We start from the raw sequence: 13534 nt of genomic DNA, 5'->3' as shown, positions 1-13534 counted from the left end.
AACATTCGACTTATGATATAGAAGCAGTAGAAAACAATGCAAAAGGTAATCATCCAAATAAGAGGTAATGAATACTTATCCAGTTTATTGAAAATCTTTTTCATCCAGATTGGTTTTATGAATCACACAGCCTTTAATAAAAGAATAATTTCTTCAATATTTATTTGCTTAAAAAAAGGTTCTAGCTTTTTTAATGATGCGAAAGAATTTATTCTGCTGATCATATTAGTTTCCTTTTCATAGCATACTTCTACATAAAAACCATGCAAGTCAAACAAAGTCACTATAAACATTCCTCGATGAATACTCATATTAAGACAGACTCCATGGTTGTTCAAATAATCGCTTTTAGACTGCATATCTCTACGATTGAATTGGAGAAACGAAATCATAAACTTCTTTTTAAATCAGAGAATGATAACAACTATTGAAGGTTTCAGTAACTACAACGAGTCAACTCCAGGAAAGTACAGATCATAGTTTTCCTCTTCTTCACCAGTTTCTTCATCTTCTTCAACGTCCACTCCCAACTCTATTTCATCGCCTTGAAAGCCAGGAAACACATCCTTTATAAATTCTTTCCCTGAATATATTTTAGCTTTAATCGGCCTCTTTGAGAATGAATCCAAGTATTGTATCATAATAGTCAATTGAATAATAATTCACAGTCAAAAGAAAGCCAGTATTGTTAAGCAAGATTTAAGCCGGGGTTATCAAATAATTAATATAAAAAAGCCCGTTGTAGAAACAACAGGCGACTGATAGATTGTTACTGAGAAAAATTGCATCCTGAAAAATCAGGCCATTCGGATCACATCTGAGAAAATATTTCCAAACCTGTCAGTTGCTACTACTTTTATTTCTTTTGCACCAGCTGAAGGCTTTGCAAAAAACAGATGGTCAGTGATGGTAGGTTCTACGAACTTGTGCTTCTTTGGCATGTCTTCGCCTGCGTACAGCTCAACGGCCCAAGGGTCTAATGTGGTACGTTGTTCCATTTTACCTTTCAGCATTCCGTCTTCATACCATTCTACTTTCCATTGAGGATCCCAGTTCCATACGTTGGCTATTATTTCGTCGGGATTTGTATTCAGCTTGCCTTTGGGGTATACGCGCAGCTGATGGCCTCTTTCTTTGCCAGTTGATTTGTAATACCATTTTAGCTCACTTCCATCTACTTCATAAACGCCATAACCATTGGGTGTGCCGTCGCTGCAAATAGGGCCGGTCCACCAGGCGCCACAAACCGTACCATGCACGTGTTCTATGATACTCCCCTCCTGCCATTTCTCACTTACGTGGGTGTGGCCTGACATGATGTGTGCTTTAAATGGCGCCAGCATTTTATACAATTGTTTACGGTTCGAAACGGTTCCGCCCATTTCTTCTTCTTTGCCATTTCTCCTGGCGGCTCCTGTGTTGGTAGGTATATGCACATTTACCACAACAGTTGAACCTGGCTTTATAAAGGCTAGGTCCTGCTCCAACCAGCGCAGCTGGTTTTCTGTTAAGTAACCTATATATTTTTTGGCAGTGCCTACGAAGAACACATCATCCATCACCACATAGTGAATTTCACCACGATTGAAAGAATAATAGGTAGGTCCGAACTGCTGTTTGAAGGTCCTTGATGAGGCTTCATCAGAACGGGCATCAATATCCATATCGTGATTGCCGATCACATTGAAGAAAGGAACGGTGGATATTTCAATTGCCTGTTTGTAATCGTCAAACAACTCAAAGTGATCCCATACCAAGTCGCCGCAGCCAATACCATGGAACAGAGTTCCCTTGGGGTATGATTTCACCAGTTCGGCCAGGTCGGGAGCTGATTGTGTTTTTAATAATGTGGCATCCTTTTCAGAAATAATCTGAGGATCGGCCCAAACTACGAAGTTGTGCTTACGGTCATCTACTGTAAGTTTTTCAAGAGAGAAGTCCGATTTAAAGACACCATCTTTTTGATTAATGGGGTAAAAGAATTTGGCTATTCCTTTTTCATGAGGGAAAGCATAGCCTGATGGAATGCTGATGTACACGAATTCGGCTGTGTTGCTGCTTAATAATTCGTAATTACCATTTTTGTCTGTAGTAGTTACATTCAGTCCATCGGTAACGGCCACGCCTGCAATGCCTTTGCCATTGCTATGTACGCGACCTTTTAAGGTAAGGTTGGTTACGTCTACATTTTGCTTTTTACGGGGCGTAGCGGCATTCACTACGGCTGCAGGCACAGTAAACACTGCGCCTGCAAGACCAAAATTCTTTAGAAAGTTTCTCCTTTGCATGATCTATTTTAATATTATTATTTGCTATTTATTTGAGGATTGTGGCTCCAGCACCTTCAATTTCGCTGATAGAAGATTCCCTGGTCAGCAAAACGTTTGCCTGGGTCCGGGCTTTTACCCATTTCCCTAAAGCCGGATTATAGGCACCACCCAGCATGTTAAAGTAACCCAAGTCGGCTGTGTTGTAGGTAAATGAAAGCGTATTGGAACCGCTTCTGTAAAATGCCTGGTTCTCTAAGGTAATAGGATTTTTTACATCATAAAAGTCTGTATTGGTGATGCGGTATCCCATTTCAGGTGGTCCTGCAGTGTATAGGCTACCACCTGTTGCGACAAACACTACATCTACTGGTTTGGAGTCGACAGTAACATTTGTTCCTTCAAAAACAGCCATGCCTGAGGCATTACCGCTATTGGCTAACAAACCAGTTGTCTTGGTACCAAAGCCATCGCCATCAGCGGTGGTATAGTTGAAAGCTCTAATCCAGTTGGAGTTACTCATGCTCGTTGATCCGGAACCGTTTATGGTTTTACCTGCACCACCAATATAGAAAAAAGTTCCTTTGGTTGCAGAGCCCGATGTAAGATTGAATTTAAAAGTGCGCATTCCACCAGTAGCCCATCCATTGGAAGGATATCCTGTAGGTGTAGATGCATTTGCATTATTGGTGAACACTACAGAGTAAGGTGTAACTGAAAAATCAATATCCTTTGTCGCCATCAACTGTACATATTCATAATTGCCATCACCACCTTTGACATCACTCATGAAGCCGGTGATGATGACAGGAGCAATCTCAATAGTGGAGCTCAATACTACTATATCATCACTTTTACGAAGATGGAACTGAGGAACAGGCTGACCTGCGGCACCATTTGTATTGAAAACGATCCCATAAAAGTTAGCACTTACCGGTACGGGATTATTAGCAAATGAAGCTTTTGATTCCGTATGCAATGTAAGATTACCAAAGCCATCATTCAGGATCTTATCACCCGCCAATACATCTGTAGGGGCTGGTAAAGGATCAAAGCCACCTTTTACTATAACACTTAAAGTACTCTCGTATTTATCAGGATTGGCAAGAATAAGATTTGTAGGCACACGGTTCACAGGAACCTTATTTCCAGAGGATATTTTTGTAACAGCAGTTTCCGGAACACCAGTCACCTGAAGGATACCGTCAACTTTTTTCAGAACACCACCCTCCACGTTGACAATTACAGAATCGCCAGGTAAATAATCAGCAGCCCTGGCACCAATAGCGATTGAAATGCCCCGTAGCTGTGATAAGCGCCGGTAATCCTGAATAACAAGCAAGCCTGCAGGCAAGTTGCCAGCTGAGTGGTCTGAAACCACAAGGCCAGTAATCGTATTGGAGCCAAACATATTCTCCTTCTTCAAAGTAACATCACTGCCTTTATAGATGTTTCTTAAATCGTAAATAGCAATGTAGGGACTAATTTGTCCGCCAGGATATGTATTGTCTTTTTCGCAGCTCCACAGAAAGGACAGAGACAGCAAAAAGAAGGGAAAGTATATTATTTGTTTCATCAGTTAGTATTATTTTGTCTTACAACTTATTAATCGGACGGTTTGGCATCTTATGGTTTTTGCCACCATACTTTAGTAGAGATCACATCAGATCCCTGTGCAGTCACAGCTTCCTTATACCTTGTAGGGTTCGTAGATTGTACGTAGACCGGATAAGTCATCCTGGAAGGCATTTCTCCATTGTTTCTCAGGCCAGCCCCTTTAGGTAATACAGGATGACCTGTACGGCGGTATTCAAACCATTGCTGCATGTCGGTAAGGAACAGGGCATAATATTTCAGCAAATGGATCTTCTCCATCTTTTCATCCAACGTTGCATTATTGTCCCATTGGATGTCAGCCGCAGCCAAAAATGTAGTTATAGGAACAGACCATGTAGGCAGCCAGAGTGTAATGCTATTTAAAGCGCCATCATTGTAATATGTTTCGGCAGAACTGCTGACCCATCCTTTTGCAGCAGCTTCAGCCAAAATGAACTTCAACTCGGCATAATTCATGATCATACCAGCCAAAGGCTCTGTCATTATAGAAGAAGTAGAAGTATTTGAGTAGAAGTAAGATTTCTTCTCCGGATTTTCTCCAGGAGCGTAACCGCTGGGAACACCCAGGTAGGCACCCTGGTAAGGAGCAATGCCCCACCTGTTGATCCCATTGCTTCCATAAGTAGGGATATCGATACGGGGATCGTTCCAGTCAACCAAATGACTAATAAAGAAGGTAGCAATGCCTAGCGCCCTGAAGTCCTGCTCTCTCACTGTAAGAAGTGGCGAAGTATATGGAGCCACGCCGGTCCATTTCAGGATAGCAGATTCGTCATTGCTCTGCATGATTGGGTAACTACCAGGATTCACTTCCACAATCTCCTTGATTTTTGCAATAGCGGCATCTGCAACTTCTGCTTTCCCGGAAACTCTCAGCAACAATCTTAGATAGAGTGAGTTGCCGAACTTACGCCACTTTGCAATATTTCCCTGGTAAACCGGATCGCTGGAAGCGACGATGGCTGTATTTGCAGCGAGCAAAGTATTTGCTTCCTCCAACTTTTTGAAAATATCAAAGTATATGTCTTTCTGCGCATCAAACTTAGGTTCATAGTTTAGTAAATCTCTTGCCTGATTGGATTCAAAGTAGGGTATATCTCCATAGGTATCTGTCAGCATTGAGTAAATCCAAGACTGGCAGATCAGGGAGATCCCTATATAGGATTTATTATAATTCAGCTCATCGCTGGCTATCTTGTATAGATCCTTAAAGTTCGTCAGTTCGGAATACCACCCGTTATAAAGGTAATCGGCCCAAGTGGAGCGATAATCATACCTAAACACCTTACCATCTCCATCACCCATATCAACGGATACCTGCATCAACTCGTTATTGAAATTACGGTTTCGCAGCATATTGTATTGTAAAGTGCCCACCAAAGCCGGCGCTAAAAGCTGCTGCGGCAAAGCATTTGGTGTATTATTCGGGTCGGTATTGATCTCTTCGAAATCTTTTGTGCAAGATGAAAGCATCATACTGAACATCAATATGACACCTGTGATTTTATATGTAATCTTCTTCATTTTTTCAATAATTAAAGTCCAATAACCAGATTCATTCCAAGTGTGCGACTAGATGGGAACTGACCAATCTCGAATCCCTGTACGATATCGCTTCCGCTCAACGTACCAAACTCTGGATCAAACATGGGCCATGGAGACCAGATAAACAGGTTGCGGCCATATACACCTATTGTAGCGCGTTGCAGGCCTATCTTTTTTGTCAATCTTGGGCTGAGTGTGTAATCGAACCTGGCTTCCCGGAATTTGATAAAGTCAGTACGGAATGTGCTGCCCTCTGCATTGTCAACTCCGTAATGTGAACGGTAGTATTCATCTATATCCATGGCAATCACATCATTCTTCCTGTATTTGCCATCTGCTTCCTGTATCACGCCATTCCCGATAATACCGTTATATCTTCCAGGAAGTGTATTGGTTGTCTTCCCCTGTTCTGCCAGTTTATAGTGCATCAGGGAGTGAGCAACGGCACCATATTGAGCATCGAATAATAAGTTCAGACGGAATTGTTTATAACTAAAATCATTGCTGAAGCCCAGTTTCCATTTAGGAATGGTATTGCCCAGGTACTTCACATCCTGAGAGATCAAAGCAACACCTGTATTGGCATCGTAAACTACCTGTCCATCAGGAGCACGTACATACCCTCTTCCATACAGATCGCCCATGCTTCCGCCAACCTTTGCTACGATCTGTCCACCGCCAACGGGACCGGTTTGGAGTACCACGGAACTATCGGCAAGCTCCTTGATCTGGTTTGTGTTAGCAGAGAACACAACATTCGTTGTCCATTTGAAACCATTGGAAGATGAGATGGGAGTTCCGTTTACAGTTAACTCGACACCTTTGTTGTTCACCCTTCCTGCGTTGATAATGGACTTGGTGTAACCTGAAGAACGGTCGATGATACGCTCCAGTATCTGGTCTTTGGTATTACCTGTATATACAGCCACATCAAATCCTAAGCGATTATTGAACAATCTTATGTTTGCTCCTGCTTCATAAGTGATCGTCCTCAAAGGTTTCAAATTTGGATTCGCCAGTACAGTCGTATTTTCCAAGCCACCATTGTATAAACTTCCTGCTGAAGTAAAGTTATAGGACGTACGGTAAGGTATCGTTTGACCGCTACCTACGCCTGAAGCAGAAAACCTGAACTTCACGAAGCTGATGGCCTGAGGCAATGAAGCAACCTCTGAAAGAATGAAACTCAAGTTCGCTGATGGATAAAAGAAACCAGCATTCTCAGTCCGTGTTGGTGTTGCCAGAACACTGTTCCAATCCTGTCTTCCAGTTGCATCGAAGAATAAGAAGTCTTTATATGCAGCAGTGACCAATCCGTAAAAACTATTGATCGCATATTTGCTTTTCCATGGCAGGGTTACCAAAGGCCCTGCGGCATTGGCCATAGAATATACACCCGGATAAGTCAGTGAGTCTGCACGTGTTTCATCTCTATTGTATGTATTTCTCAATGCACTACCACCAGCAGTAACTGAGAAATCGAAATCACTATTCAGCTTTTTAGCATATTTCAGCAGGAAGTCTGTGCTCGCTTCCTGAGAAAAGATATTTTGTGTCCGGTAGCTTCCCTTAGGATATTTTGAACCTGCATCATAAGGGCGTTCCTGTGCCCGCTGCTCGTATGAGAAATCCATTGAAGTTCTCAACTGCAGGCTCAGTTCTTTGGTGAAGTTATAAGTTGCCTGGATATTTCCTGTTACTCCATGACGGTTAGACCTGTTGATAAACTCGTTCACTACAGCGTATGGATTCTCCGGAAATGTACTATATGGATATTTTATTTTCCTGTCTTCCTGGCCGTTTACCCAGTAATTCTTCAACCAGTCCAAGTCAGCACTAGGTTGCCAGAATATATACCAATACATGATGGATTGGTTCCCATATCCAGCACCCGGCAGGTTATCGCTCCACTTGTTGGTGTAGTTTATTTTTGAAGATATCTGCAGCCGGTCATTCACTTTGGAATTCACTGATAAGGATACCGTATTGCGTTTATAACCAGTATTGGGAATGATCCATTTGTTGGAAACATTGGTCAATGAAAAGCGAGCAGAGGTCCTTTCTGTACCGCCATCGACCGTTACTGTGTTTGTAATGGTTTGTCCTGTATTGAAAAACTTATTGATCTTATTGGTATAAGGCACCCATGGTGTTCTTACTGTATCTACCGCTTGTAATCCAGTGTTATACTGGTAAAACTTTTGTCCATCAAACCTGGGACCATAAGCAGAACTGGTACCACTGGTACTGGCGCCATCTGCTGTTGTGCCATAAGAGTAATAGGCTGCACCATCCAGGCCCTGACCATATTCAAATTGCAGGTCCGGCCAACGGTTGATCTGCTCCATGGAAGCGTTGGAGTTAAAAGTAATGCCCAACCCTTTTCTTTTATTGCTTCCTGATTTTGTTGTGATGATGATCGCACCATTTGCAGCACGCTGTCCATATAAGGCGGCGGCTCCAGGTCCCTTTAGTACAGAAACAGATTCTATATCTTCAGGGTTGATGTCGTTTAAGCCACTTCCATAATCGGCAGGCATATTATCGCTACCAGTACCGTATGTTAATTCACCACCGATGGCATTGCGACGGCCGCTCCCCTGGTTGATGACTACACCGTCTACAACAATCAGTGCTTCGTTATCGCCGGTAAGATTATTCTCACCACGAAGAATCACTTTGTTAGAACTAGCAGGACCACTATTTGATCTCACTAAGTTTAAGCCAGCTACTTTTCCCGATAAAGCATCTGTCCAGTTGCCTGACATTGCATCTGTCAACTGTTCTCCCTGGACAGTAGTCGTGGCGTAACCGAGCGCCTTTTCAGATCGTTTGATACCTAATGCTGTTACTACCACATTATCCAATTCCCTTGCATCAGGCATTAACTGAATATCTATTTGTGATATTTTTCCTATTCTTATTTCCCTTGGTTTGAAGCCAACAGCAGAAATAATAAGCGATTCATTTTCGGCAGTATTGATACTGAACATGCCGCTCTCATTTGTTGCAACTGCCCTGTTAGCACCTTTTATCTGCACGCTGGCCCCGACAACGGGCCTATTGTCTACAGGATTTTTAATTATCCCTGAAACTTTCTTTTGCTGGGCAAACAGTATGGTGTTTACCAACAATAAAATCAGTAATGCCAGTATCCGTACAATTGAAGATGAACAGACAGCAATTGTTTGAACAGGGTGTGTTCGTTTAGTCTTGGCAAAAGGAGTGCTACCAGCATTTGACTGCTGGTCTTTCAATAAGTAATAATGTTTCATTCAACAGGTTGTTTATATATTAATAAGGGCGCGATAAATGATTGAGCAGATCATTATGATGATTTATTCAAAGTCTTATATTGAGCTTATCACTCAGTTATTTTGGAGGGCGTAAAAGTAGAAGCGCACAGTTAACGTAACGTTAAGCGAGTATTATGCTAATGTAAATAACTGTAAAGAAGACGGTTCGTATAGAGTGAACGGTAAATACTGCTGTTATTGGATATACAATGCAGCAAATTCTATACTTGTTATGATTTTTTAGTTGAGTTGAAAGTAAATAGCAGAGTATTTAGAGCTGAACAAATCCCTGACCTTACTCTGTAAGTGCAGCCGATGGTTCTTATTTAGTTCATCAAAGTCATTTTTAGTAGTGCTTAAGACTACCAAGTGGTGGTATTTGTTCAGGAAAGAGTCCAACTCTTCCTGGCTGTTTACAACAGGAATGGGGTGGCCGTTATAGAATACAAAACCATCATTGAACTTTTTATAAGCAACTACTTCTTCTCCCTGTTTCAATTCTTGTTTGTGCATACGGAAAACGGTGTGTTTATCCAAAGCAGGGAAAGACACGGAAAATAACAGGAATGTCGTACACATGCTTGCTACGGCTACCAGGAGTGAACGTCGCAAAAGACTTTGTTTTGAAAGGATAGCCAGTAGCACACCAGCAGGTAATATGGCCAGTGGATATGCGATCCAGGCGATATCTTTAACGGGATCGGTATTTGCGCTCCAAAGGTAGGTACCGACAGGTATGGCTATTGCGATCAAGGTAATGAATGCCCATTCGAAAGAAGCCTTAATAGGTTGACCTGAAACTTTGTTTAACCAGCAACCGATCAAGATCGCCAGAAATGGATAAGCAGGTGTTGTATAGTTCAAGAGCTTGGTGCTTGAGAAGGAGTAAAAAATAACGATGGAGGTAGCGGCTACCAGTAAAAAGAAAAGCAAGTCGTTTTGCTTTCTTTCTTTCCAGACCCAGGAAAAAGTCCGTACACTAAAAACGGAGAAGGGGAACATGCCTAAAAAGACAAAGACCAGTGGAAGGAGGAAAAAGCCACTGTGTCCATCGACGGCTTTGTCAAATCGACCAACATTATGTTCCATGAAAAATCCGGTAGTCCAGGCGCCACCTGTTTTGAAATGGACAAGCAGGTACCAGGGAAGGCATACAGCAAGTGCCAGAATAATCCCGTACCATGGCTTTGCCTCTTTGATGACATTCCATGAAAGTTTTTTCTTTAACAACAGGAACAAGGCTATGGTGAGTGCCGGTAATAATAGTCCAACGGGTCCTTTCGCTAAAACGCCTAGTCCCAAAAGGAGGTACATTGCTGCATACCAGCGCCATTTCCCGGACTGCCAACCTTCCCAGAAACAATACAAAGAAAGTACGTGAGCGAGAATAAGGTAAGGGTCGGGGGTGGCCAACCGGAACTGAATAATGGCATGGATGGAGGATAACAGCACTATAGAAGTCCAGACAGCTGCATTCTGGCCGAAGTGGCGTTTGGTGAACAAGAAAGTGCATAGGACCACCAATAGTCCACAAACTGCCGAGAAGAAGCGAGCGCTGAATTCGTTTACACCGAACAGGTGGTAGGCCGTGATCATGGCGAAATACTCAAGGGCGGGTTTATCGGTACGTAGCTGTCCGTTGAAAACCGGAGTAATCCAATCATGCCGGGCAAACATTTCGTTTGCACATTCTGCGTTGCGGGCTTCTGCCACCTGGAAGACACTGATCTTACCCAGAAAGGAAAATAGAAGGATAATTGATACGGCCAGGATAATGAACAAAGCAGTTTTATTGGATTTCATGGTGCAAAGGTAGAGGGAATGATGAATGATTTGAATGACGAATAAAGGGATAGAGGGGTCGGGGTTTTATGGGGAGAAGAGGAAGGGGAAAGAAATATGGCTTTTTAGAGGTTTGGGAACGAAGGAGGGATACTGTTGCCCTACTGTAGGTATACTGATGGTCTGCTTCAGGTATACTTGAGGTACGAAGGATCCCTACTTGAAAGCTGGAGCTGGGGCGGACAAAAGCGGCCATTTCCTGCCATTTTCTGCCAAAACGGCCAGAAGGTTTTTGGTTGTGGGTGGGGCGGAGTAGCTTTAGGGGTAAATGGATTTAGAAGATGAATCAGGTCTATATCAATAGTAAAGAAAGGGTGGTGATCAAGGATGGCAAGAAGATGCCCCGGTTGTTGTTGGGCATGATCCGGGGCTCGATTGGGAAGTGTTTTGTGGTGAAGCATTATCGGGGCAACAAGAAAAAGAAGTGGAAAAAAAGGATTGTGATCACCAAGTACCCAGACATGAGTGGAGTGGTGGCTTCTGAAAAGCAGCGGGTAAGGAGGGATCTGTTTAAGGAGGCGGTGGTCTATGCCCAGTGGATTCTTGCAGATACTGAAAGGAAGGAGGCCTTCCGGAAGACACTGCCCCGAAAGAAGAGGAAGCATGTCTACCAGGCGGCCATCCGGTTGTATATGAGCAGGCAGGGGGACAAGCAGTGGCTGAGGATCCAGCTGGCGGTGAGGGGGATGATGAGCACAGGCAGAAAGGAGCTGGTGGATGTGAAAGGAATGAATGGGTTAGAGCAGATGGGGCCTTGGCAAATTTGTTGGAAAAAAGAAGTGGTTGGACTTGAAGTTGTGGAAGTTTATGGGAAACAGGATGGAGGTTTAGAGGTATTGCGGATTTAGGGAGGAGAAGAAGTTCGTTTATTATGTTTTCAGTTTAGCACTACGGTTGGGCTCATGCAGGTTGGACAACAAAGAATGCGAACCTGCGAGACACTGTGAGTTAGTAAGTTATGCAGCTTTTTTAAAATCATTTTTCTGGATGAGCTTGGTTCGTAAATTTATCTACTGGCAGCGGCTATCATAGTGCCACCTATAATTTATGGAAATTTCTCCCACAATAAAGTTGCTTTTTTGGTTTATTCTACTTGTCATTTCATGCTATTACTTTATTTCTTTGACTGTTTACCCTTTCAGGCGAAGAAATAACATTCGGAAACAGGGAGTGAAAACTAGAGCAACAATCATAGATTATAAAATTGAAGTAGATCTTGATGGCGTTAAATATTATTATCCTGTCTTGGAATTTAAAGACAAAACAGGAAAAAGGATTGTTGTTGATACTGAAATAGGTAAAAATTATCAATATGAAACTGGGAAGCAATTAGAGATTTACTATTTACCTCACGCCCCCTATCAATTTTATATTCTTAGTTCTGTACCGGGTGAAGTTTATTTATTGCCATTTGGAGTAATTGCAATTAGCTTGATTATTTATGCTATAATCAAAACCATTTCTTCATTATAAAAATGAAGAGCAACTTAATTAAACAGCCGCTAACTTTAATGTTTGCATATCAGTGTCTATATCACTACATTTATTCTGTAAACCAATAAACAACTATAGATTGTAAGTGAAGTTTTGACTCACAGACTGCCACTGCTTCGCAAACATCATGACCGTTGTATGCTATTTAGAAGTTCCTTATGAGTCAATCAGCTACACTTTATAGAGTCACATCAGACAAGTTTAAAGAAATTGAAAAAGTAAACGGCAAGAAGGTAAATCCAGAAAAACTTTCCGAAGAATATTCTACCTACGCAGGTTCATTTATGGCTTTAGAATTTATCCTTTCGAAAGGCAAGGATGAAAACGCTTGCAAATTGGTTGTCGAGATTTTTAATCCTGGTAATAGTCTAGGTGCAGAGGGCATGAGCAGCGTCAATTTTGATAATGTCGACGAACAGGCATTGTGGAACATGATAGATTCGGTTTCTTACATCACACCAGAAAGGGTCAAAGAAATTAATGAATTGTTGAACTCTGAGAATCAAGCAAAAGTTGCCAGTAATTACAATTCGAAGGAACTTAATGATAATGGAATTTATCCTTGGTGTTGGCATGATGACAACGGAGATAACGAAGTATTCAATCAAAGACACCTTTTGGAAGATTTTGCTGAGCTGAAAGTTTTTTTTAGCAGAGCGGCTGCTGACAACAACTATGTTCTGTCCTATGTCGGTTAAAAAACGGCATACAGATTTTATGCTTCTTCAATGGGAGCTGTAATGTCACAATCAGCATTTTCTTTAGAACCTTATATCTTTATCCAAGGTTGAGTAACCCAGACTGATGTCACTGAAAGAAACATGTTAAATCGTCAGCGTGTGTAATAAGGTCACCCTTCTAAATAATGTGTTCAGCGAAAGGGTTGAGTATTAGTTATTTGTACAGCCCAGGAGTGTTTAATGTTCACCTTTTTGCATACTCTGTCATTAGCTAACATGAACCAACAGCCAAACAAAAGCTGACGGCTATGCAAGGATGTTGAGATAGGTCTTGTCTACACAAAAAATGTTATAAGATATGTCTTCCCGCTTCGATTACCTGTAGCCGTATTCTTCTTATCTATTCTCAGGGTTCAATGCAAGAAAGATACTTCTGACTCGTTCTGTGAAGTACAGCGTGCAACGTATCAATCTGTGAGTAACGAAGAAGGCATGGTAGTTTATTCTTCTAAATTCAACAGGTATGGCATTAGTTTTACTATGACCACTGCCAACAATATTGATTCCCAGATTACCGGATATGTTTGTTCCATGCCACAGGAATTGCAGCAGGTTGGCTTACCTGTTACTATCTCAGGTGTCCTAAAAAGATTCAACCAGGAAGAAAACATTAAGCCTGAAATCGGTGGACAAGATTTGTATTATTTGGCAACCAACCAAATTATTAAAAGGCAATAGTTTCAGCCACCTTGCATCTCATGGAAAATCTATTGAGTTAAAGAACCGGCAGCTA

The 13534-nt window shown here is 42.0% G+C and carries 10 protein-coding genes; 4 read left to right on the top strand and 6 right to left on the bottom strand.

Annotation, left to right across the window (positions count from 1 at the left end):
- Window positions 1–443: 443 nt before the first annotated feature.
- From OCK74_RS04230 to OCK74_RS04205, 6 genes are all read right to left on the bottom strand, one after another.
- Window positions 444–641 (bottom strand): hypothetical protein, encoded by a 198-nt coding sequence (locus tag OCK74_RS04230; protein WP_279295754.1) that lies wholly within the window; start codon window positions 639–641, stop codon window positions 444–446.
- A gap of 156 nt (window positions 642–797) precedes the next feature.
- Complete coding sequence (locus OCK74_RS04225) at window positions 798–2288, bottom strand: calcineurin-like phosphoesterase C-terminal domain-containing protein (RefSeq protein WP_279295753.1); 1491 nt, start codon at window positions 2286–2288, stop codon at window positions 798–800.
- Between the two features lie 28 nt (window positions 2289–2316).
- Complete coding sequence (locus OCK74_RS04220; RefSeq protein WP_279295752.1) at window positions 2317–3843, bottom strand: DUF5689 domain-containing protein; 1527 nt, start codon at window positions 3841–3843, stop codon at window positions 2317–2319.
- Between the two features lie 50 nt (window positions 3844–3893).
- The gene (locus OCK74_RS04215) at window positions 3894–5408 is read right to left on the bottom strand and encodes a SusD/RagB family nutrient-binding outer membrane lipoprotein (protein WP_279295751.1); all 1515 of its coding nucleotides are present in this window, start codon (window positions 5406–5408) and stop codon (window positions 3894–3896) included.
- 11 nt (window positions 5409–5419) lie between these two features.
- Window positions 5420–8704 (bottom strand): SusC/RagA family TonB-linked outer membrane protein, encoded by a 3285-nt coding sequence (locus tag OCK74_RS04210; protein ID WP_279295750.1) that lies wholly within the window; start codon window positions 8702–8704, stop codon window positions 5420–5422.
- A gap of 261 nt (window positions 8705–8965) precedes the next feature.
- Window positions 8966–10528, bottom strand: a complete 1563-nt coding sequence (locus OCK74_RS04205; RefSeq protein WP_279295749.1) for an ArnT family glycosyltransferase — start codon at window positions 10526–10528, stop codon at window positions 8966–8968.
- 320 nt (window positions 10529–10848) lie between these two features.
- On the opposite strand from OCK74_RS04205, the gene OCK74_RS04200 reads away from it, so the two are divergent.
- The 4 genes from OCK74_RS04200 to OCK74_RS04185 all read left to right on the top strand — a co-directional run bounded on the left by OCK74_RS04200 (window position 10849) and on the right by OCK74_RS04185 (window position 13479).
- Window positions 10849–11415 (top strand): hypothetical protein, encoded by a 567-nt coding sequence (locus OCK74_RS04200; protein ID WP_279295748.1) that lies wholly within the window; start codon window positions 10849–10851, stop codon window positions 11413–11415.
- 322 nt (window positions 11416–11737) lie between these two features.
- Window positions 11738–12040, top strand: coding sequence for a DUF3592 domain-containing protein (locus OCK74_RS04195; RefSeq protein WP_423803135.1), 303 nt, complete (start codon window positions 11738–11740; stop codon window positions 12038–12040).
- Window positions 12041–12219: 179 nt separating this feature from the next.
- Window positions 12220–12759 carry a DUF1877 family protein gene (locus tag OCK74_RS04190; RefSeq protein ID WP_279295746.1) on the top strand — a complete coding sequence of 180 codons (540 nt, stop codon included), beginning with the start codon at window positions 12220–12222 and terminating at the stop codon, window positions 12757–12759.
- A 456-nt stretch (window positions 12760–13215) separates the two neighbouring features.
- Window positions 13216–13479, top strand: coding sequence for a hypothetical protein (locus OCK74_RS04185; protein ID WP_279295745.1), 264 nt, complete (start codon window positions 13216–13218; stop codon window positions 13477–13479).
- Window positions 13480–13534 lie beyond the last annotated feature (55 nt).

This window comes from Paraflavisolibacter caeni (genome assembly GCF_025628885.1).
GTDB classification, from domain to species: domain Bacteria; phylum Bacteroidota; class Bacteroidia; order Chitinophagales; family Chitinophagaceae; genus Flavisolibacter; species Flavisolibacter caeni.
This window is presented reverse-complemented; position numbering and strand designations above follow the sequence as displayed.

What these genes read in the sequence shown, in the direction of transcription:
- OCK74_RS04230 (WP_279295754.1), bottom strand. Translation starts at nt 641, where the DNA reads ATGATACAATACTTGGATTCATTCTCAAAGAGGCCGATTAAAGCTAAA.
- OCK74_RS04225 (WP_279295753.1), bottom strand. Translation starts at nt 2,288, where the DNA reads ATGCAAAGGAGAAACTTTCTAAAGAATTTTGGTCTTGCAGGCGCAGTG.
- OCK74_RS04220 (WP_279295752.1), bottom strand. Translation starts at nt 3,843, where the DNA reads ATGAAACAAATAATATACTTTCCCTTCTTTTTGCTGTCTCTGTCCTTT.
- OCK74_RS04215 (WP_279295751.1), bottom strand. Translation starts at nt 5,408, where the DNA reads ATGAAGAAGATTACATATAAAATCACAGGTGTCATATTGATGTTCAGT.
- OCK74_RS04210 (WP_279295750.1), bottom strand. Translation starts at nt 8,704, where the DNA reads ATGAAACATTATTACTTATTGAAAGACCAGCAGTCAAATGCTGGTAGC.
- OCK74_RS04205 (WP_279295749.1), bottom strand. Translation starts at nt 10,528, where the DNA reads ATGAAATCCAATAAAACTGCTTTGTTCATTATCCTGGCCGTATCAATT.
- OCK74_RS04200 (WP_279295748.1), top strand. Translation starts at nt 10,849, where the DNA reads ATGAATCAGGTCTATATCAATAGTAAAGAAAGGGTGGTGATCAAGGAT.
- OCK74_RS04190 (WP_279295746.1), top strand. Translation starts at nt 12,220, where the DNA reads ATGAGTCAATCAGCTACACTTTATAGAGTCACATCAGACAAGTTTAAA.